Source organism: Pseudomonas sp. SIMBA_067, assembly GCF_046534675.1.
In the GTDB taxonomy this organism is placed as follows: Bacteria; Pseudomonadota; Gammaproteobacteria; order Pseudomonadales; family Pseudomonadaceae; genus Aquipseudomonas; species Aquipseudomonas putida.
The window spans coordinates 183,429-204,471 of sequence record NZ_JAWRYH010000001.1; the positions used below are offsets into that span (position 1 = coordinate 183,429).

Consider the following 21,043-nt stretch of genomic DNA (forward strand, 5'->3'; position numbering starts at 1 on the left):
TGATGCATAAGACACGCAAGCACCGTATCTCTTGGGGCATCAGAGCGTTACCCGATCATCGGCCACTACCCGGTTACGTCCATTCTGTTTGGCCAGGTACAAGCGCTCGTCAGCGCGCTTGAGGATGGCCGGGGCACTGGGGGTGTCTGCGTCCCGGCAGGCCACACCGATGGAGATAGTCAAGGTGCCGATCTGCGCCACCGCTGTAGCGTTGAGCGTTGTGCGGATCCGCTCGGCGACTTCCCAGGCCGTGCTCAGCGCGGTGTTCGGCAGCAGCAGGCAGAATTCTTCGCCACCCGCCCGGCACGGCAGGTCCCCGGCCCGCGTGCAGTCGCGGATCACTTGCGCGACCCTTTGCAACGCCAGGTCACCCACATCGTGACCAAAGTTGTCGTTCACCCGCTTGAAGTGATCGACGTCCAACGCCAGTGCCGAATACGGCTGTTGGCTTGCATCAAGCGCCTGGAGTGCCGCGTTCATCGCACGCCGGTTGGCCAGGCCGGTCAACGGGTCGGTGTCGGCGGCGGCGTTCAAGCTGCCGATCTTCTGTTGCAGTTGCTGCGACTGCACTACCAGCGCCTGGCGGATCGCCGCCGCCTCGGCGTACCAGGCGTTGATCGCGGACAGTTCAGCGGTGGCATTCGGCGTCGAAAGGTCGATGGCATGGCCGGCCAGAGCGCGCAGGGGGCGCGTGATCAGCATGACGCCGAGCAGTATCAGGACCAGACCGATCACCCCAGCCGGGATGATCCTGACCAGCATGTCGCGCATCAGTTTGCCCAGTGGCGCCAGTGCCTGTTCCCGGGGTTGCTGGACGACTACGGCCCAGTTGGAGCCCTGCACGTGCGCGAACCCGGCGAGCATCGGTATCCCATGGTAGTTGACCGTCTCCAGCGGGCCGTTGTCACCGAGCAACGCCTTGTCCACCGTCTCGCTCCAGCCGAGCACTTCACCGATTCGCTGCTGATCGGGGTGGTAAAGCAACCGGCGGTTGCCATCGGCGACGAAGGCGAAGGCACCCTCGAGGTGGTGTTCACCAATCAACGAATGCATCACGCCACGCTGTTGCAAGAACACGGAGCCGCCGACTAGCCCTAGATACTCGCCTGTGGGGCTGAAGACAGGCTGGGAGACGAAGACGATCAGCTTGCCGCTGGTTGAGGTAAAAGCCTGGCTGACCATGGGGCGACGCACGTTCAGCGCCTGGTGCAGTTCATCGGAGGTGACGGTCGAGCCGATCGGTACCGCAGGCGGGTAAGCCTGCAATACCTTGCCCGCAGGGTCGGTGATCAGCACGGTGTTCAACTCCGAGTCCTGGGCCTGCAGTCGGCGTGCTTCTTCCTCGAGCAACGCTCGATTGGCAAAGTCGCTGCCCAGGCGTTGGCTGCTGTACTTCAGGCGTTCATTGACCGAGTACAGAAACTGATCGATGCTCGAGGCGACCTTGAAGGCATAGGCACGGTTAGCCTCCAGTGCCGAGTGCACCAGCGCATCGCGTTGCACACTGTAGGCCGTGATCAGACTGTTGCAGAGGGTACTCAGCACGGCGAGCAGGACAAAGCCAAGAACCAGGCCACGCAGACCGATACGCGATGACAGCACCTTGCTCATGAGTACGCCTCGTCCCTCGCTAGCTGGAAAGTTCGGCACAAGCTTAGACGGGTATGGCAGCAAAGGTGCATCTGCGCGGGGGGTGAGCCGTCAGGCCAGAAACTCCGAATCAGCAGGGCAAGCCGGCTGCTTGTCCTGCTGGATGTTGCTGTACACGGCAACCCCGCACACGCAAGCCAGGCCGACACTGGCAAGCAGGATGTCGCCCAGCAACATGCCTGTGACCAACACCAGCACGCTGATGCGAAAGAGGGTTGTCATGACTGCCTCCGATGCAGTTCGATATCAGAACCCTGACCATACCGGCGCTGCCGAAATTGTGCAGCCCACTTGCGCGCCTGCGGCCGTGTTTACCTGTGAAATGGCAGAACGGACCTATTTGGCAGGGTATGGAATGCTGGTTGGCGGTATCCTGAAAGCCCCAGCCTCAGGTGCACCGATCATGCGCACAATGATGCTTTTATTGGCAATCACGGCAGTTACAGGTTGCCAGTCGCCGCTGCCAACCGCCAATCCTCAGATGGCCTGGGTCGATTTCTCGGTGCCATTTCCCAATGACAGGTTACTGATGGCTGAACGGCTGGATAAGCAACGGTTGAGCGACGGGCGCTTCTTTCAAGTGAGCCCGGGCAGCCATGAGCTGATCGTCAGGTTCGATTATGAAGTGGGCGGTGGCGGGGGGCTGAGCCTGATGGGCGGCACCACTGTGCGCGAATGCTACCTGACGGTCCCTTACGCCAACTTCCAGGCAGGCCAGCGCTATGTGCTGGAGGGGAGGTCGATGGCGCTAACTCCTGAAGCGCGTTTGTACGACGCCAAGGGGGAGGTGGTTGCAGAGGTCAGCGAATTCTATTGCCTGTAAGGGGCAGGGTTTCATGCAACACGTGGTAGAGCCAGCCGGCGTTCGGCTGTGTGGTGAGTGGCCAGCACAAGCTTGCCCTGATCTCACCCCGGTTTAGTTTGGTTGAAGTAAACGGCCATGCCCGCCAGGCATAGCTGTTAGATCTTTGGCAGGTCTTCCGTCACACCATCGCTGTGCAAAGCTGTACCCGAGTTGGCAAAACAATAACAACAAGGGTAGCGATCATGAATGCAGATATGGGCACGGCACGTCCGTTGACTCGCAAAGAGCGTACAACTGCAATTGTAGGTGTCTGTTCCGGCAACCTGGTGGAGTGGTACGACTTCTTCATCTATGCCTACACATCAATCTATTTCGCCTCACTGTTCTTTCCGGCGGGCGATCAGACCAGCCAGCTATTAGCCACCGCCGGTATTTTTGCGGTCGGTTTCTTCATGCGCCCGCTGGGTGGCTGGATATTCGGTTATATCGCCGATACGCGTGGTCGCAAGATATCGATGATCATCTCCGTGTTCATGATGTGCGGTGGGTCGTTGATGATCGCTGTCATGCCTACCTACGCCACTGTCGGTGTCGCGGCGCCGGTCCTGTTGGTGGTCGCCCGCTTGATGCAAGGGCTATCGGTCGGTGCAGAGTATGGCACCGGCGCGACCTACATCAGTGAGGTATCACGCGCTGGGCGCCGCTCGTTCTATGGCTCGTTCCAGTACATGACCATTATCGCAGGGCAACTGCTGGCGCTGTTGACGGTGGCAGTGCTGCAGCTGGTGCTGTCTGAACAGGACCTGAAAGCCTGGGGTTGGCGAGTGCCGTTCCTGATCGGCGCGCTGGCCTCGATCGTGGTGGTGTACCTGCGCCGGACCATGCGCGAAACAGCCACTGCGCAAGGTATGAAGAGCAAGGAGGCGGGTTCGCTCAGAGGCCTCATGCAACACAAGCGCGCTGTACTGCTGACCTTCACAATCACCATCGGTTGTTCTCTGTACTTCTATACCTTCACTGCCTACATGCAGAAATTCCTGGTGGTGAGTGTCGGTATTCCGGCACCGACAGTGAGCATCATCATGGCTTCGGCGCTGGTGATCTTCATGTTTGCCCAGCCGGTTTTCGGCATGCTTGCGGACAAGATCGGCGTACGCCGCAACATGATAATTTTCGGTCTGCTGTCCACGTTCCTGGTCATACCCCTGTTGTCAGCGATCAAATCTGTTCAGAACCCGCTGAGTGCATTCGCGCTGGTGGTCGCCGGGTTGCTCATTGCAGCTTTCTATACGCCGGTTACTGGCGTGCTGAAAGCAGACTTCTACCCGCCAACCGTTCGGGCCCTTGGTGTAGGGCTGCCTTATGCGGTAGGTGCTGCAGTGTTCGGGGGTTCCGCTGAATACGTGGCGCTGAGCTTCCGCTCGCTGGGCATGGAGCAGTACTTCTATCTGTATGTCGCAGCCATCGGTGCCATCACCCTTGTTTCCTCTCTGTTGATGCCAGACCTCTCCAGACATGGATACCTGGATGGCGATGGCAAGGTCGAGGAGAACATTGGGGTTCGCAAATTCATGGGACGCAAATCCACGCCATCCCACATCAGCCATTGAGGTGAGGCGAGCATGAATAGCGAAGTGAAGAAGATCGTACGCTTCGACGTCTGGTACCACCCGGTGATGGCCCAGACGCTCGAAGCCTCAGCCGATGTGGTGTTGCAAACCGTACCTCGTGACCAGGCGCCCGGGCTGATCATGCAAGCGCTGCGCAGTTGCCAGGTCTACCAGGTGCCATCCGCGCGCGATGAGCTGCCACCTGCATGGCATGTGACGGAACGTTTACTCAACCAACTGCCAAACCTGCTCTGTGTCTCAACCAATGGGGCCGGTTATGACACCGTCGACGTCGATGCCTGCACCCGTGCCGGAGTTCTGGTGGTGAACCAGTCCGCTGCCAATGCCCAATCGGTAGCGGAGGCAACCATCGGACTGATGCTCGACAGTGCGCGGCGCATCAGTGAATCGGATCGGCGGTTGCGCAGGGACCGAGGTTTCTCGCGCGAAGATTTGATGGGCTTCGAGCTCTCAGGGAAAACGCTGGGTCTGGTCGGTATCGGTGAGATAGGTAAACGGGTAGCGCGTATCGCCCAGGCCCTGGGCATGCGTGTCATCGCCCATGATCCGTTACTGACAAGCGAGCAGATCGATCAGCGAGGCGCAACAGGCTGCGAACTGGGGACGCTTTTGCAGCAGAGTGATGTCGTGTCGTTACATTGCCCCCGCCTGGCTTCGACGCTGAACATGATGAACGCAACAACGTTTGCGTCCATGCGCAAGGGCGCCATTTTTATCAATACGGCGCGTGGCGGCCTGCATGACGAGGCCGCACTTCATGCGGCGCTGGCCTGTGACCACCTTGGGGGCGCGGGTATCGACGTCTGGGACGAAGAGCCGCCAGCCCTCGATCATCCATTGCTTGGGCTTGATAACGTGGTGGGCCTTTATCACACCGCAGGGGTAACCCGTGAGGCCCGTCTGCGCATGGGGCTATGGGCAGCGGAGCAAATTCTGCAGGTGCTGCGCGGGGAGGAGGGGCCACGTATGGTCAACCCGCTAGTGTTTGCAGCCTATCGACAACGGCTGCAGGCCAGTAATCATTCGTCAGCCTAGGGTTCATCGGGACGCGCCCTGGCGGATCAACTGATTCGCCAGGCGTATTACGCCGATCAGGACGAAACCTGCCAACACCCCCTCCAAGCGGATGAACCCGGGCGAAGGGCTGACGTTGACGTACGTATCAGGCACCATCACTACCAGATACACGAGGGAAAATTGGGTGCCGGCGTAAGCGTATGAGCGGTTGCTGTTCTCGATGTGCCGCCCGACCATCACGCCGATGCACATTGCCAGGGTCATGGCGATCCAGTTCGAGCCTACCAGCCATAAAGCCAGCCCTGCACAGGCAGCGCCCGCGCAACAGCCTGCCAGGCGATGAACATTGCGCAGCGTCACTGCGCGGCTACCTGGCAAGAGCGCCCCAGGTGGCACCATCATCACGGCCATGACGGTGATAGCTGCCTGGCTCAATCCCGCCACCTCCAGCCAGATACCCAAGGAAGGGATCAACGCTAACGCCAGGCCTGCCTGCAGCACATGACCTGAAAGGCAACGGTCAAGGTCCGGTTCGCTCACGCGCGCGCCAGATCGGGAAGATAACCCACCATCGGGAAACATCTTGCGTACAGTACGGCCGGAGAGCATGGCTACGAACCAGCAGGCAAGGGTGCCGCATGCCACTTCCTCCAGGCGGGTTCTGGCTATCTCGATCACAGATGGGCCACCCGTCGCGTCAAATCCGGAGATAGCCACCATGGCGAATGTCAGCCCGGCAAACAGCCAGGCGTAACCATGCTCATGGCGGATGGCGCACCACAGTGTGCATGCGCCGACCAGCCCTATGACGGGACCAAGACAATGCACGCTTATTTGCAGTTGAGTCAGTAGCGCTGCTGCGGCCAAGCCGCCTGCGGCAGTGCCGATGATCCGGAGCCCGCCACGGTAAACGCAGTCATGCAGACTTGAACGCATCACCATGTAGCCACTGAACGCAGCCCAGCCAACATTATCGACAGCCAAGTAATGCGCCATGCCGATAGCCAACAACACGGACAGCAGCGTCTCGGCTTCGTCCAGCAAGCGTTGGGGGAGGCGGTCCGGGTTGGAGAACTCTTTACCTATCCCCTGGGTGAATTGCGCGAGGCTCGACCACAGTGTGAATCTGAATGGCATGATCTAGATCCTGATCCGTTCCGTCCGGGCGTGCTTGCAGACAGGATAGGTCAAGGATGATTGCGGTGGCCTGAGCACCAGAGCGCGCGTTGATGAGGTCGCAGCAATGCATTGCACGCCTGCAGGATGTGCTCCTGGATCCAGGTTTCATCGAAATGCGCCTTGCTGAGCCGCAGGCTGTTGGCGCTTTCGATAATCGCAACGATCGCCACCGAGGCTTTGGAGGGCTCATCCACGCGGTACTGGCCTGTCGCACAACCTTTCTGAATGATGCATTCCACAGGTTGGGCCAGGCGCGCACTCGCCCGGTCCAGCCAGCGCCGGTGGCTGGTTTCAAGGTGCCTGACCTCGTGTCGCAGGATCAAATCTTCCTGTGGGACGGTGACTTGCCGCTCGAGTGAGAAACACACATATCCCTTCAGGTCGCGTGGACATACGCTCGCATGCCACGCCTGAAGACGTTTTTCGACGATGTCCAGGACCACATTGAGCAGCAGATCCTGTTTGCAGTCGACGTGATGGTAAAGGCTGCCTGGGAGTATTCCGACACGTTGCGCCAGTTTTCGCATGGTCATGGCGGTATAGCCTATTTCAACCATCAGCTCTGACGCGGCCTGCATGACAGGTGCAGGGCATGTACGGGCGGCCTCAGCCATACGCCGGCAACCTGGACGGGGCACGCAGCAGCCGGCAGATCAAGCGCTTGCAGCCCTTGCACGGTGGCAGGGCTGCGCCATTCATGGAGCACATACGACACCTCTTCGACAGGTGCCCCCGATACAGATTACCCCTGCGCGTCAGAACAGTGGTCGCGTGCTGTAACGGGAGCATGAACTGGACCCTTCAACCCGCCTGCAGCAAGATTGCCCGGGCACGCAGGATCACCGGAGCGTCGACCATCTGGCCATCAAGGGTGAAAACGCCGGCGCCAGCTTCGGCCTGCTCGACCACCCGTCGAGCCCAATCCAGCTCGTGATGCGAGGGTTTCAGGGCATCGTGGATTACCTGGACCTGGCTTGGGTGAATGCACAAGGCACCGCCAAAACCCATGTCCCGTGCGAACCGGACTTGACGCTGCAAGCCGTCGATATCCTGGATGGCGGGGAACACACCGTCCAAGGGCGCGGCCAGTCCCGCGACCCGGCTATGTAGCAGCACTGCATAACGGGCATGCCCCAGCACGTGCTCGGCTGCTGCGCTACCCGTGCTGAGGCCAAGGTCCAGGCCCAGGTCCAGGCTGCCAAATGACAACCTGTCTACGCCAGCCGCTGCCGCCAGGGATGGTAGGGCAGCCAGGCCCTTGGCACTTTCGATGATTGGCCACACCGCCTTGCCAGTGGCATGGGCGCGATCTATCTGGTCGACGCTTTCAGCCTTTGGCAGCAGAATGCCGATGACCCCGGCATGACGCCGGCAAAGCGAGAGGTCAGCCTCGTGGGCCCAATGACCAGGCGCATTCACCCGAACCAGCACCTTGGCCTGCGGATGATCGTTGAGGAACTGGTCGAGGTTGTTGCGCGCCTGCTCTTTCAGCGTCTCTTCCACAGCGTCTTCAAGGTCGACAATGACCCGGTCGGCGCCACTGGCCAAAGCTTTCGGAATGCGTTCTGGTCGAGTAGCGGGAACGAAAAGCGCGCTACGGACTGGTTGTTGTGTCATCGGCGTGCCTCCTGGACGAATTCGATCTCGCCGACCTGGGCCTGGCCTGCCTGATTGCCAGCCCAGACTTGGGCTTTACCCTCACCGATCAATCGGCCACCGACATCGAACGCGTCAGGGCAGATCAAGGGACGAACACCACGGAAGCTGAATCGACGCACTGTCAATTGAGGGTTCGCCCGTACAAATGCTTGCACGTTCAGCGTTGCGATCAGGGGGCCGTGCACCACCAGGCCAGGGTAACCTTCGGTTTCGGTCACATAAGGCCAATCATAGTGAATGCGGTGGCCGTTGAACGTCACTGCCGAATAGCGGAACAGCAGCGTCGGGGTTGGCTGAACGTGGAGATGCCAGTCTCCCTGCGGCATCGGCTCGGTTCCGCCCAGTTTGGGTGGCGAGGGCTCACGATAAACGATGTCCTGTTCCTCGATGAGCGCCTGCTGGCCGTCTTGCACGTACTCATGTTGTACGGTGACAAACAGCAACGCCCCCGTACGCCCATGCTTTTCCTGAACGTTGAGGATGGTCGAACGGCGGGATACCTGGGCATCGACGCGCAGCGGGTGCAGGAACTCCAGGCGGCCACCTGCCCACATGCGGTTGCGGTTATCTGCCGGGGGCAAGAAGCCGCCTCGCGCTGGATGACCGTCCCCACCAAGCCCGGAGTGCTCGACGGCGTCCTGGAAGAATGCCCAGTGCCAGAGTTCGGGCAGGGGGGCACCCGGAGCTGGCGCTGGCTCACCCAAGGTTGCGGCAATGCGTTTTACCAGGTTATGGCTGATGCAATCGTGCACGGTCTCACTGCGACCGATCCACGTTTCAGGTGCTGATGTGGTCATTGTTTTTGTCCTGTTACAGCGTGGAGGTGAGTTCTGGCAGGATATCGAACAAGTCGCCGACCAGTCCGTAATCGGCCACCTGGAAGATCGGCGCTTCTTCATCCTTGTTGATCGCGACAATGACCTTGGATTCCTTCATGCCCGCCAAATGCTGGATCGCGCCGGAGATACCGACCGCGATGTACAACTGCGGGGCCACGATCTTGCCGGTCTGGCCGACCTGCATGTCGTTGGGAACAAAGCCTGCGTCTACTGCGGCGCGTGATGCCCCAACTGCCGCGCCCAGCTTGTCGGCCAGGCGGTACAGGTGGCTGAAATTGTCGCCGTTGCCCATGCCGCGGCCACCGGAAACAACGATGTCTGCCGCGGTCAGCTCGGGGCGATCGGACGTGGCCAGTTCTTCGCCGACAAACGCCGATATGCCTGTATCACGCGCGCCAGCCAATGCCACGATCGGCGCACTACCGCCTTCTGCCGGCAGGGCCTCAAAGCCGGTGGATCGTACGGTGATGACCTTGACTGCGGCGTCCGACTGCACGGTGGCGATGGCGTTACCCGCATAGATCGGGCGCTTGAAGGTATCGGCAGACTCGACCGAAATGATTTCGGAGATCTGATCGACATCCAGCAACGCTGCGACCCGTGGCAGGATGTTTTTGCCGTTGCTGGTGGCAGGGGCGAGTACATGGCTGAAGTCGCGACCCAGGTTGGCCACCAATGGCGCAACATTTTCCGGGAGCTGGCGCGCGTAGGCAGCGTCGTCTGCCATTAGCACCTTACTCACTCCCGCGATCTGCGCAGCCGCGAAAGCGACACCGGAAACGTCCAGTCCCGCGACCAGGACCACGACTTCCCCTCCGATCTGGCGGGCTGCAGCCAGAGTATTCAAGGTCGGCGCGGCGAGTGTGTGATTGTCGTGTTCAGCTACTACCAGGATAGACATCAGATTACCTTCGCTTCGTTCTTCAGCTTCTCGACCAGTTCGGCCACCGACTTGACCTTGATACCCGCGCTGCGCGCAGCTGGCGCTTCGACTTTCAGGGTCGTGTTGGTGGAGGCGAGGGAAACGCCGAGGTCGTCAGGCTTGACGGTCTCCAGCGGCTTCTTCTTGGCCTTCATGATGTTCGGCAGCGACGCATAGCGTGGCTCGTTCAGACGCAGGTCGGTGGTGACGATGGCTGGCAGGTTCAGCGACACGGTTTGCAAGCCACCATCGATTTCACGGGTGACGTTCAGCTTGTCGCCAGCAACGATGACCTTGGAGACGAAGGTGCCCTGGGCGTAGCCGGTCAGCGCGGCCAGCATCTGGCCGGTCTGGTTGTTGTCGCTGTCGATGGCCTGCTTGCCAAGGATGACCAGCTGCGGCTGCTCTTTGTCGACAACGGCTTTCAGCGCTTTGGCTACGGCCAGGGAGCTCAGCTCATCGACGGCTTCGACCAGGATGGCACGGTCGGCGCCTAGCGCCAGGGCGGTACGCAGTTGCTCCTGGGCGGCGGGCGGGCCCACGGAGACGACCACGATCTCGCTCGCCACGCCTTTTTCCTTCAGGCGTACGGCTTCTTCCACGGCGATTTCGCAGAAGGGGTTCATGGACATCTTGACGTTAGCAAGGTCGACGCCGGCGTTGTCCGCCTTGACGCGGACTTTGACGTTGTAATCGACCACACGTTTGATAGCGACCAGCACTTTCATAAGCAGTAATACTCTGTTCTTGAGCTCTCACAACAGGCGGTAAAAAGAGGGGTCAGATGCCCCCTGAAGCGCGCAGCTGTTGAATTCGTTCATGCGTCAGGCCAAGTTCGGCAAGGATGTTTTCGCTATGCTCGCCAAGCGCGGGCACCGGGCCCATGCGTGGTGCAAAGGCATTGCTGGTGGCGGGCGGGAGCAGGCTGGGAACGCTGCCTGCGGCCGTGTCGATGCGCCGCCAGCGGTCTCGGGCTTTCAGTTGTGGGTGCTCCCAGACGCCCTGCATGTCGTTTACCTTGGCGTTGGCAATGCTGGCCTGATCCAGCCGCTGAATAACGGTATCGAAGCTCAAGGGGGCGAAAGCCTCGATGATCAACGCGCGCAGGGCGTCGCGGTTGGCCACGCGTTTGAAGTTGGCAGAAAACCGATCGTCATCAGCCAGCTCCGGTCGGATCAGCACATGCTGGCAGAACAGCTGCCACTCCCGTTCGTTCTGCAGGCCGAGCATCACGGTGCTGCCATCGCCAACAGGGAATGGACCGTATGGATAGATCGTGGCGTGCGCTGCACCAGCGCGAGGCGGTGGCGGGGCTCCTTCGTAGGCGTAGTAGAGCGGGTAATTCATCCACTCCACCAGGCTCTCAAGCATCGAAACTTCAACGTGGCTGCCGATGCCGGTTTTTTCCCGCAACAATACGGCCGAGAGGACGCCCGTGTAGGCATACATGCCGGCAGCGATATCCGCTATCGAGTTGCCCGCCTTGGCCATCCCGTCTTCGCCGGGGCCACCGGTGACCGAAAGAAAACCGCCTTCGCTCTGAATCAGCAGGTCATAGGCTTTTTTCTGCTCGTAGGGGCCCCCAGCGCCATAGCCGGAGATGTCGCAGACGATGAGCCGCGGGAAGCGCTCGTGCAATTGCTCGAAACTCAACCCAAGGCGCGCGGCCGCGCCTGGCGCAAGGTTCTGCACCAGCACATCGGCTTGCTCCAGTAGCTGGCCAAGGATGTCCTCGGCGATATCCTGCTTGAGGTCAAGGGCCAGGCTTTCTTTCGAGCGGTTGGTCCAGACGAAATGCGAGGCCAGGCCGTTGACCCGCTGATCGTAACCACGGGCGAAGTCGCCACTGCCCGGGCGTTCGACCTTGATCACCCGGGCGCCCAGGTCAGCCAGCTGACGGGTACAGAAGGGCGCTGCGATCGCATGTTCGAGGCTGATGACAGTTATGCCGTCAAGTGGGCGAATGGGCTGACTCATGATTGTTGTCTCTCTTGTTATGGCAGGCCCTCGCGGTTGGCGAGGGGGCCCCGGGTCAGAACGAACGTGGCAGTTCCAGCAGATGTTCGGCCACGTAGGACAAGATCAGGTTGGTTGAAATGGGCGCGACCTGATAAAGGCGGGTTTCGCGGAACTTGCGCTCGACGTCATATTCATTGGCAAAGCCGAAGCCGCCGTGGGTCTGCAAGCATGCGTTGGCGGCCTCCCAGCTGGCTTTGGCCGCCAGGTACTTGGCCATGTTGGCGGCGGCGCCAGCGTTGCGGCCGCTGTCGTACTCGGCGCAAGCACGCCAGCGCATCAGGTCGGCGGCTTCGATTTCGATGTGGGCTTCAGCGATGGGGAACTGCACGCCCTGGTTCTGGCCGATCGGGCGGCCGAATACCACGCGATCACGGGCGTACTGGCTGGATTTTTCGATGAACCAGCGGCCATCGCCGATGCATTCGGCGGCGATCAAGGTACGCTCGGCATTGAGCCCATCGAGGATGTAGCGAAAACCCTTGCCCTCTTCGCCAATCAGGCTGCTGGCAGGGATTTCCAGGTTGTCGAAGAACAGCTCGTTGGTTTCGTGGTTCACCAGGTTGGCAATCGGCTGTACGGTCAGGCCGTTACCAATGGCTTCACGCAGGTCGACCAGGAAAATCGACATGCCATCGACCTTCTTGGTGACCTCGGCGAGCGGGGTGGTGCGCGCCAGGAGGATCATCAAGTCAGAATGCTGGACGCGAGAGATCCACACTTTCTGGCCATTGACCACATACTTGTCGCCTTTGCGAACCGCCGTGGTCTTGATCTTGGTGGTATCGGTACCGGTGGTCGGCTCTGTCACGCCCATCGACTGCAGGCGCAGCTCGCCACTGGCCAATTTGGGCAGGTAGTAGCGCTTTTGCTCTTCGCTGCCGTTACGCAGCAAGGTGAACATATTGTACATCTGGCCATGGATGGTGCCGGAGTTGCCGCCGCAGGCGTTGACTTCTTCAAGAATCACCGACGCCTCGGCCAGACCCAGGCCGGAGCCGCCAAACTCCTCGGGTATCATCGCCGACAGCCAGCCGGCCTCAGTCATGGCTTTGACGAAGGCTTCAGGGAAGCCTTTTTCTTCGTCGACCTTGCGCCAGTATTCGGCCGGGAAATCGCCACACAGGGCACGTACACCCTCACGAATGGCGTTGAGTTCTTCTTGATTGTTGTCGATCATCATCATTCTCCAGGGTGGGACAGGCCGGCAGCGTCATCGTGGTTCGGCCGCCGGCCCGACCCTGTAACACGGTCAAATAGGCTGGAAGCCAAGGGCGGCGCGGAAACGGTTCTTGATGTATTGGCCATCACGCGGCGGAAGTACACGTGGCGGGTTTTCGGCTTTGATCTTCACAGTGGCCAGCTTGACCCCGTCCCGATTGGCGAAACGCTCACGCAGGGCTTGGACCCCGTCCATTTCACGAATTTCCTGGGTCCAGGCAAAGCCACAGGTTTCAGCGACCCGGTCCAGCTCGATGCCGAAGCCGGCGTGGCTGACTTGCATGCCGGTTTCACCAAAGTGGCCGTTGTCCAGCACCACGATGGTCAGGTTTTTCGGCTGCTGCAGTGCAACAGTGGCCAGTGCGCCGAACCCCATCAGCAGCTCACCGTCACCAGTGACAACCACCACGCTTTTGTCCGGCTGCGCATTGGCGAGGCCCAAGCCCACGGTAATGGCACTGCCCATGGCCGCCCAAAGGTAGTAGTTGTTGTCGTGGTCACCCGCGGCCATCACATCATAGGAGGCAGAGCCCAGGCCGGTGACGACGAGCACATCATTGCGATCGGCGAGCAAGGTACGCACGACCTCTCGGCGGCAAAGCACGTGGTTGGCGCTTACTTGACCCATTTCTTTTCTCCGATCAGGCGCTGACCAAGCAGCAGGGCGGTGGCGGCATCGCCGTTGAAGGCCATGGTGGCGGCGCCATGCAGCAGTGGGGCCACATCCTCAGGTTTGTCAGCGCGCCAGGTCATCACTTTCATCAGGTTCAGGGAGGCTTCAGTGGCCTGACCCATCGGGTTTTGCCAGGCGTTGAATTCAGCCCAGTCACCCCGCATGGTCACTACCATCAGCAGGGGGAAACCAGCGCAGTTCTGCAAGGCGAGGGTGTTGATGCAGTTGCCGACACCGCTCGATTGCATCAGCAGCGCGCCGCGCTCCCCACCCAGCCAGGCGCCGGCCAGGTAGCCAATGCCTTCTTCTTCCGTGGTGAGCACAACGGCCTTGATGTCGGGGTCTGCATAGGACATGCGAATGGACGCCGAGTGGCCAGCGTCCGGTACGAATACGACGTGCTTGACGTCGTGGGCCTTGAGAACACGGAACACGTCCTCTTGCCAGTTCTGTTCAGCTTCTTGCGATGACATGGGTATCTCCCGGCAGTGCTGCTTTTGTTTTTTCTCATCATGCGGCGAGATGCAGCGCAGGACGACTACCGTTTTTTTCTTTGAGATATGCCGTAGCGGCATAGGTGAGGGCATGCCACAGGTCATCGAGGTTGAGTGCGACTGACTGCCGCGTCATGTGAAGCATCGCCCGGGCAGGCCCGCCAGTGGCTATATAAAGCGGGCATAGCTGTTAGACGCGCTCAGCGCTTCTGGGCAGCAGGTGAAAACGTTAGGTTGCCTGCTCGGTCGCGGCTGCGCCGCTATCGAATCAAAACAACAATAAGAACGAGGATTTTCCATGTTGCTTCGTTACCTGCGCACGCTCGCCGGGTGGCTCACCGCTGCAGAGTCGCCATTGGCCGATACACCATCCTCACCATGCTGTTTCCGGCATCTTGCACTGTCCTACTTCGTTCCGTAGTGCACCGCTCTGGCGGTGACGGTCCCTATTGGTTGAAAAAAGGTGCTCAATGAAATTCAAACTACCGCTGGCGGGCTGGATACTGCTCGCCATGTTTTTTGGCGTGGTGATCGGCTATGTCATTTTCCTCACCAGCCCTGACAAGGCAGCTGCTACCGAGACTGCCGGGTACATTTCGGTGATATCGGACGTATTCCTGAGGCTGATCAAGATGCTGATCGGGCCGCTGGTCTTTTCCACCTTGGTGGTGGGGATTGCTCACATGGGCGACGCCGGTGCGGTGGGTAGAGTCTTTGGCAAGGCGATGATGTGGTTCCTGACTGCTTCGCTGCTCTCATTGGCGGTGGGCCTGATGATGGCCAACATCCTGCAGCCAGGGCATCATCTGGCACTGCCTTTGCCGGACGTGAGCGCAACCACTTCCCTCCAGACATCTGCCTTCACCCTCAAGGCGTTTGTCACGCATCTGGTGCCCAGGTCGTTCGTCGAGGCCCTGGCCAACAACGAGATCCTGCAGATTGTGGTGTTCTCACTGTTCTTTGGTGTAGCCCTGGCGGCCCTGGGCGAAAAAGCCAAGGGTCTCGTGCGCCTTGCCGACGAGTTGGCCCAGGCCATGCTTCTCATTACGGGCTACGTCATGAAGCTGGCACCGCTGGCTGTCATGGCAGCGATGGCCGCCACAGTCGCGGTTAACGGGCTGTCGATCCTCGCAACGTTCGCGGTGTTCATGCGCGACTTCTACCTGGGGCTGATGGTGCTTTGGCTGTTGCTGATAATGGCTGGGGCGCTGTTCCTGGGCCGGCGGGTTTTCGCGCTTCTGGCGCTGATCAAGGAGGCCTTCCTGCTGGCGTTCGCCACGGCGAGTTCCGAGTCGGCTTATCCCAAACTGCTCTCGGCGCTGGACCGATTCGGAGTAAGCCGCAAGATTTCCAGTTTTGTCATGCCCATGGGCTATTCCTTCAACCTCGATGGCTCGATGATGTACTGCACCTTCGCTGTGCTGTTCATCGCCCAGGCATACGGCATCGAGATGACCCTTGGTACGCAGATCCTGATGCTGCTGACGTTGATGCTTACATCCAAGGGGCTTGCCGGGGTGCCGCGTGCATCACTGGTGGTTATTGCGGCGACGCTGGTGCAGTTCGATATTCCCGAAGCAGGGCTGCTGCTGATCCTGGGCATCGACACATTCCTCGATATGGGTCGCTCGGCCACCAACGCCGTAGGCAACTCGATCGCCACGGCGGTGGTCGCCAAGTGGGAAGGGGAGCTGCAGGACCCGGATACACAGCCGGCAACTGATCGTGGCACAACACAGGGGCCGGCAGGGTCTTCAACAGTCTGAGGTATCGATAGCCCAGTCGCGCCGTGGCGTATGCCTTTGGTGCTAGCTGCTATGCTCAAATTCTATAGCTGGTCCCCGAACCTGTCTTTAGACTGTGAAAACGCCGTTCTGAGGCGCCCCTTTCTTTGCCAGTGGTTGACCGATGGACGTAGTGCAACTGAAAACCCTGATCCATGTGGCCGAACTTGGCAGCCTGAGCAAGGCTTCGGACCGGCTCCATGTGGCGCAACCTGCATTGAGCCGGCAGATTCGGCAGTTGGAAAAGGAATTGGGCGTCTACCTGTTCGAGCGGCATGGCCGCGGCATGGAAATCACCGCTGCCGGCCTTGAGGTTCTTGAACGGGCTACCCGGATCATGGACGAGCTCGAGTCCATCCGTACCTCGGTAGCCGGCGGCCGTGCCGCATTTCGAGGCATGGTCGCCATCGGTACCACGCCGACCACCGCCGAGATTGTCACTGTGCCGTTGGTTCAACGCATCCGCGACACTCACCCGGACCTCTCGATCCGCTTTTCATCGGCGTTCAGCGGCTATTTGCTGGACTGGTTGCAGCGGGGCGAGCTGGAGCTGGCCATCTCCTACGATCCGCAGCCACTGCACACGTTGCGAATCGAACCGGTAATGATGGAGAACCTGGTCCTGGTTGGCCCTCCCGAGGCCAGGTTGAACCTGGACACGGCCGTGCCGTTCGCAGAATTGGCCAATGAACAGATGGTGCTGCCCAGCCCCCGGCATGGGCTGCGCAAGATCATGGACCAGTGCGCCCTTGAGCGAGGCTTCAAGATCACCACCAGTGTCGAGGCGGACTCCTTTGGCGCGATGATCGACCTGGTCCGTCATGGTTTTGGCTATACGGCATTGCCACTGGCCTCCATCTACTCTCGCCTTGATGACGGCAGCTTGTGCGCCGCGCCGCTGGTTGACCCGACGCCAATGCGCAAGCTGGTACTCGTGCTGCCCGCCGATCGGCAGGTAAGCCCCGCAACACGCTACGTCGGCCAGACCTTTGTGGACATTGCCAGCGAGCTGGTGGCCAAAGGCATCTGGGCGGGGCACATGCTCTGAAACGGCTGCGCCAAGCTATTCAATCGCGGCATAACTGCTAGAGGGCAGCGGGTCTGGCCGCTACCCAGGTGAGGGCGTAGCTTTGCCCGGGATAAAAGTCAGTGCGCTTTCGCTGACTTGTAAAATAATAGATCCCAGAAGGTGCCCCCATGATGTGCGTTCCATCGCCCCGCGTACTGCCGCCTGCTTTTCCTGTGATGACTCCGAGCCAGTAGATCGACGCAGACCAACGCTGTTGTTCTTGCCTCGCGTTTGCCTCAGATCTGGAGTTCCCCAATGCACGCCAACAATCACAATCCTGCTGCGCCTGATATTCGTAACCTGACCAATCGCCAACGGATCCGCGCCATTCTCGGCGCCTGTTCCGGAAACCTGGTGGAGTGGTACGACTTCTTCATCTACGCCTACACCTCAATCTACTTCGCCGCGCTTTTTTTCCCTCAGGGCGATCAGACCACACAGCTATTGGCAACGGCCGGCATTTTTGCTGTGGGCTTCTTCATGCGCCCCCTGGGCGGGTGGATTTTCGGTTACCTCGCTGACACGCGTGGCCGCAAGTTTTCCATGATCATCTCCGTCTTTCTGATGTGTGGGGGCTCGCTGATGATCGCGGTCGTGCCCACCTACGAAACCATTGGCATGGCCGCGCCGGTTCTGTTGCTGATTGCCCGCTTGATGCAAGGCCTTTCGGTAGGGGCTGAATACGGTACCGGTGCGACCTACATCAGCGAAATTTCCAGTACGGGCAAGCGCTGCTTCTTTGGCTCGTTCCAGTACTTCACGATCATTGCCGGGCAACTGCTGGCATTGCTGACTGTGGTTGTGCTGCAGAACCTGCTGCCCATCGAAGAACTCAAGGCCTGGGGCTGGAGGATTCCATTCTTCATTGGTGCAGTAAGTGCGCTGGTGGTGGTCTACCTTCGCCGCTCGATGCTTGAAACGGCAAGTCACCAAGGCGCCAAACACAAGGAAGCGGGCTCGATAAAAGCGCTGATGAAGCACAAGAAAGCCGTGCTGCTGACGATTGCCATCACTGCCGGTTGCTCGTTGCACTTCTATACATTCTCCACCTACATGCAGAAATACCTGGTGGTTTCGGCGGGCTTCGATCCGTCGACCGTGAGCTTCATCATGACAGCCGCGCTGGTGGTGTTCATGTGCCTTCAGCCGGTGTTTGGAATGATGGCTGACAGGATTGGTTCGCGAAACAGCATGATTGCCTTCGGCTTGCTGTCGAGCCTGTTGATCGTACCGTTGCTCACGGGTCTCAAGACCGTCAACAATGCGTACGAAGCCTTCGCGCTGGTCATGCTGGGCCTCCTGATTGCTGCGTTCTATACGCCGGTCACCGGCGTGCTGAAGGCGGACCTGTACCCCGCCACGGTCCGCGCGCTGGGCGTAGGGCTGCCCTATGCCTTGGGCAACGCGCTGTGTGGCGGTACTGCCGAGTACGTGGCGCTGTCCCTGCGCGGCGCTGGCGTGGAGTCGTATTTCTACTACTACGTGGCGGCGATGAGCGTCATTACCCTGATTGCCGCAGTGCTCATGCCCGATCTACGAAAGCACGGTTACCTCGACGGAACGGGGGCTGTGGAAGAAAACACGGGCTTGCGGCCCGGTACCCATTATTCGAATGCACGAAGCTGACACCAAGCCCAGGCAACCACTACGGTTGCCTGGGCTTCCTGCCAATCAGGATGTTTTTGGTGGTTCAGGCTCGAGCACACCCAAGCCCTGATCTTTTGCGACCTGCTCTGGAGCATTGCCCCAGATGGTCCTGTCTATGTTGAGGTCGTGGAAGGCACTGGCGGTGAGAACCGGCTCGGCCACGCCGGCTTTGCGCTGTGTGTCGTAATCGGCGAGCAGTCGCAGGCCGACTCGGCATAGCAGGACCAGGGCGATGAGGTTCACCAGCGCAGAAAGGGTCATGGTGATGTCGGCGAAGGCAAACACCGTGGACAGGTCCTGAACCGAGCCCCAGAGAATCAAGGCCAACACCAGGGCGCGATAGCTCAGCAGCGCCTTGCGGTTCTTGCCCAGAATAAACCTCAGGTTGTTTTCGCCCAGGTAGTAGTTGTAGAGAATCGAGGTGAACACGAACAACGCAAGTGCAACGCTGATGAAGCTGCGGCCCCAGTCACCGACCACTGCGGCAAGCGAGTTCTGCGTCAGCACGATGCCGTCACCCGCGAAACCGGCGGTATAGAAGCCCGACAGCAAGATCAGCAAAGCGGTGCAGGTGCAGATGATGAACGTATCGAAAAACACGCTGAACGCCTGCACGACACCTTGTGAGACAGGGTGCCGGACTTCGGCCACCGCGGCGACGTTTGGCGCACTGCCCAGGCCAGCTTCGTTGGCGAATACGCCACGCTTCACACCCATCACGATTGCGCTGCCGATGAGGCCACCAAAGGCTTGATCGAGCCCGAACGCGCTTTTCACGATGGTCAACAGCATCAGGGGCACGTGATCAAATTGCAGCACAATGACGTACAGGGTAACCGCTATGTAGGCCAGCGTTTTCACCGGTACCAACAGGTCTGCCACCCTGGCGATGCGTTTGATGCCGCCCACGAACACCAGCGCTAGCACGGCGGCCAGGGCGATGCCGGAATAGGCTGGGTCAACGCCAAAAGCATTCTGCAACGAGTGGGTCACTGCGTGTGACTGCAGGCCATTAAAGGAAAAACCGAAAGTGACGATCAGCAGTACCGCCATCACAACGCCCAGCCAACGCTTGTTCAGCCCGTATTCGATGTAGAACGACGGGCCGCCATGAAACTGGCCAATACCGTTGTGGCGCTTGTACAGCTGCGCCAGGCTGCATTCGAACAATGTGGTGGCCATCCCGACCAGTGCGGTAACCCACATCCAGAACACCGCACCAGGACCGCCCAGGGTTACAGCCACGCCGACGCCGGCGATGTTGCCCGCCCCGACACGGCCGGCCAGGCTGAGCATGAGGGCCTGGAAGGAACTGATCTGAGTGGAGCTACTGGTGAGGCTGTCCTTGAACACTTTGAACATGTGCAGGAAGTAGCGAAGCTGCACAAATCGTGTCTTGACGGTGAAATAAGCGCCCAGTCCGACGACCAGGACGATAAGCAGCTTTCCCGAAAGAAAGCCATTGATGGCTTCGAGCATGACGCAACCTCATTGTTATTATGACTGGGTGTGCGGGTACACACGGCCGCAAGCAGCCGTGTAGGAGTTGGAGCCGGTTGAACGGGGTCAGGCGCGGTCTTGCAGTGCCTTGATGTGCTGCCACATCAGCGCCGGGTTGGAGTACATCGGGAAGTGGCCACAATCAGGGATGCAAGCCAGTTGCACCCCTTGGGCAGCGATGTCGTCCAGATAGGAAAGGTGGGCGTTGGTTGCGCCGTACATGTACTGGCGCGGGAAGGGTAGCGCCAGGAACTTCTCCATCAGACCGCCGTTATCTGACAGCTCAACCATGGACTCGAAGATGCCGCGCACCGCCCCGGTACGTACCTTGTGCGCCAGGCTGGCCGCATAGAGTGCGCTGGCAGGATCGCCGGCAAGCCGGGTGCGCTCGATGAAGTCGCGGAAAAAGCGCAAATCGTCTTCGCGCGGGTGATCGTGGATCTGCCGGCTGAGGAAGCAATCTTCGGGCGCAATATTGCCCTCGATGTCGACGAAACTCAGCACTCGATCTGGAGCGGCATCAGCGAGCATCAGCCCGGTCAGGCCACCCATGGAGTGGCCGACCAGGTGAAATTTGTCGACGCCAAAGTGTGCCAGTACAGCCTGGGCAGTCTTCACCAGCAAGGAGATGTTGATGCGGGCGAGGTCGGCGCATTCGGTTTCTCCGCAACCAGGCGCATCGTAGGCAATGAAGGGATGGCCTTCGAATGCGGGCTGCAGCGTGATGTCGGCATAGTCTTCTTTGGTAGAACCGAACCCATGCAGGAAGAGGATAGGTGCCTTGGGGCCGGAACGATGGATCACCGCCAGGTCCAGCAGCACGCCGTCGATGTTCAACGGCAGTTTCTCGTGAGTGAAGCGAGCAGGGTTTGCCACGGTGGGAACTCCTTTTACAGAGGCCCCAATGTCGGGCCCACCCTGAATTTTGTAAAATACG

At 59.8% G+C, this 21,043-nt stretch carries 20 protein-coding genes; 6 read left to right on the top strand and 14 right to left on the bottom strand.

The window, feature by feature from the left end; all coding sequences use genetic code 11:
- Positions 1 to 39 precede the first annotated feature (39 nt).
- Complete coding sequence (locus tag SB765_RS00840; protein ID WP_341795605.1) at positions 40 to 1,611, bottom strand: sensor domain-containing diguanylate cyclase; 1,572 nt, start codon at positions 1,609 to 1,611, stop codon at positions 40 to 42.
- 90 nt (positions 1,612 to 1,701) lie between these two features.
- The gene (locus tag SB765_RS00845; RefSeq protein WP_341795604.1) at positions 1,702 to 1,872 is read right to left on the bottom strand and encodes a hypothetical protein; all 171 of its coding nucleotides are present in this window, start codon (positions 1,870 to 1,872) and stop codon (positions 1,702 to 1,704) included.
- Between the two features lie 181 nt (positions 1,873 to 2,053).
- On the opposite strand from SB765_RS00845, the gene SB765_RS00850 reads away from it, so the two are divergent.
- The 3 genes from SB765_RS00850 to SB765_RS00860 all read left to right on the top strand — a co-directional run bounded on the left by SB765_RS00850 (position 2,054) and on the right by SB765_RS00860 (position 5,121).
- Positions 2,054 to 2,473, top strand: coding sequence for a hypothetical protein (locus SB765_RS00850; protein ID WP_341798889.1), 420 nt, complete (start codon positions 2,054 to 2,056; stop codon positions 2,471 to 2,473).
- A 236-nt stretch (positions 2,474 to 2,709) separates the two neighbouring features.
- Positions 2,710 to 4,065, top strand: coding sequence for an MFS family transporter (locus SB765_RS00855; protein ID WP_341798888.1), 1,356 nt, complete (start codon positions 2,710 to 2,712; stop codon positions 4,063 to 4,065).
- 12 nt (positions 4,066 to 4,077) lie between these two features.
- Entirely contained in the window at positions 4,078 to 5,121 is a 1,044-nt protein-coding gene (locus tag SB765_RS00860) for a hydroxyacid dehydrogenase (RefSeq protein WP_410930788.1), read from the top strand.
- 3 nt (positions 5,122 to 5,124) lie between these two features.
- On the opposite strand, the gene SB765_RS00865 is transcribed toward SB765_RS00860, so the two are convergent.
- The 10 genes from SB765_RS00865 to SB765_RS00910 form a co-directional block, all read right to left on the bottom strand.
- A complete protein-coding gene (locus SB765_RS00865; protein ID WP_410911550.1) occupies positions 5,125 to 6,240 on the bottom strand; it encodes an FUSC family protein in 1,116 nt (371 codons plus the stop codon).
- Positions 6,241 to 6,290: 50 nt separating this feature from the next.
- Positions 6,291 to 6,896: a TetR/AcrR family transcriptional regulator gene (locus SB765_RS00870; protein ID WP_341795602.1), complete on the bottom strand. Its 606-nt coding sequence runs from the start codon at positions 6,894 to 6,896 to the stop codon at positions 6,291 to 6,293.
- Between the two features lie 187 nt (positions 6,897 to 7,083).
- Entirely contained in the window at positions 7,084 to 7,899 is an 816-nt protein-coding gene (locus tag SB765_RS00875) for an HpcH/HpaI aldolase/citrate lyase family protein (RefSeq protein WP_059394843.1), read from the bottom strand.
- Positions 7,896 to 8,738 carry a MaoC family dehydratase N-terminal domain-containing protein gene (locus tag SB765_RS00880; protein WP_229609274.1) on the bottom strand — a complete coding sequence of 281 codons (843 nt, stop codon included), beginning with the start codon at positions 8,736 to 8,738 and terminating at the stop codon, positions 7,896 to 7,898. The genes SB765_RS00875 and SB765_RS00880 overlap by 4 nt, the downstream gene beginning before the upstream one ends.
- A 13-nt stretch (positions 8,739 to 8,751) precedes the next feature.
- Positions 8,752 to 9,681: an electron transfer flavoprotein subunit alpha/FixB family protein gene (locus tag SB765_RS00885; RefSeq protein WP_410930789.1), complete on the bottom strand. Its 930-nt coding sequence runs from the start codon at positions 9,679 to 9,681 to the stop codon at positions 8,752 to 8,754.
- A complete protein-coding gene (locus SB765_RS00890; RefSeq protein WP_341795600.1) occupies positions 9,681 to 10,430 on the bottom strand; it encodes an electron transfer flavoprotein subunit beta/FixA family protein in 750 nt (249 codons plus the stop codon). Before SB765_RS00890 ends, SB765_RS00885 begins: the two co-directional genes overlap by 1 nt.
- A gap of 52 nt (positions 10,431 to 10,482) precedes the next feature.
- Positions 10,483 to 11,679, bottom strand: coding sequence for a CaiB/BaiF CoA transferase family protein (locus SB765_RS00895; RefSeq protein WP_410930790.1), 1,197 nt, complete (start codon positions 11,677 to 11,679; stop codon positions 10,483 to 10,485).
- A 55-nt stretch (positions 11,680 to 11,734) separates the two neighbouring features.
- Positions 11,735 to 12,895, bottom strand: a complete 1,161-nt coding sequence (locus tag SB765_RS00900; protein WP_162471785.1) for an acyl-CoA dehydrogenase family protein — start codon at positions 12,893 to 12,895, stop codon at positions 11,735 to 11,737.
- Positions 12,896 to 12,970: 75 nt separating this feature from the next.
- A complete protein-coding gene (locus tag SB765_RS00905) occupies positions 12,971 to 13,567 on the bottom strand; it encodes a thiamine pyrophosphate-dependent enzyme (RefSeq protein WP_410930791.1) in 597 nt (198 codons plus the stop codon).
- On the bottom strand, positions 13,555 to 14,085 hold the full coding sequence (locus tag SB765_RS00910) for a thiamine pyrophosphate-binding protein (RefSeq protein WP_019470870.1): 531 nt from the start codon (positions 14,083 to 14,085) through the stop codon (positions 13,555 to 13,557). The genes SB765_RS00905 and SB765_RS00910 overlap by 13 nt, the downstream gene beginning before the upstream one ends.
- Positions 14,086 to 14,576: 491 nt before the next feature.
- Here SB765_RS00910 and SB765_RS00915 point away from each other — a divergent pair, with 491 nt between their 5' ends.
- The 3 genes from SB765_RS00915 to SB765_RS00925 all read left to right on the top strand — a co-directional run bounded on the left by SB765_RS00915 (position 14,577) and on the right by SB765_RS00925 (position 18,585).
- Positions 14,577 to 15,872 carry a dicarboxylate/amino acid:cation symporter gene (locus SB765_RS00915; RefSeq protein WP_341798886.1) on the top strand — a complete coding sequence of 432 codons (1,296 nt, stop codon included), beginning with the start codon at positions 14,577 to 14,579 and terminating at the stop codon, positions 15,870 to 15,872.
- Between the two features lie 142 nt (positions 15,873 to 16,014).
- The gene (locus SB765_RS00920; protein ID WP_341795597.1) at positions 16,015 to 16,938 is read left to right on the top strand and encodes a LysR family transcriptional regulator; all 924 of its coding nucleotides are present in this window, start codon (positions 16,015 to 16,017) and stop codon (positions 16,936 to 16,938) included.
- Between the two features lie 276 nt (positions 16,939 to 17,214).
- Positions 17,215 to 18,585, top strand: coding sequence for an MFS family transporter (locus tag SB765_RS00925; protein WP_410911556.1), 1,371 nt, complete (start codon positions 17,215 to 17,217; stop codon positions 18,583 to 18,585).
- A gap of 45 nt (positions 18,586 to 18,630) precedes the next feature.
- Here SB765_RS00925 and SB765_RS00930 read toward each other — a convergent pair whose 3' ends face one another.
- Together SB765_RS00930 and SB765_RS00935 are read right to left on the bottom strand one after the other, a co-directional pair.
- Complete coding sequence (locus tag SB765_RS00930; protein WP_410930792.1) at positions 18,631 to 20,085, bottom strand: alanine/glycine:cation symporter family protein; 1,455 nt, start codon at positions 20,083 to 20,085, stop codon at positions 18,631 to 18,633.
- An 87-nt stretch (positions 20,086 to 20,172) separates the two neighbouring features.
- The gene (locus tag SB765_RS00935; protein ID WP_410911560.1) at positions 20,173 to 20,982 is read right to left on the bottom strand and encodes an alpha/beta fold hydrolase; all 810 of its coding nucleotides are present in this window, start codon (positions 20,980 to 20,982) and stop codon (positions 20,173 to 20,175) included.
- Positions 20,983 to 21,043 lie beyond the last annotated feature (61 nt).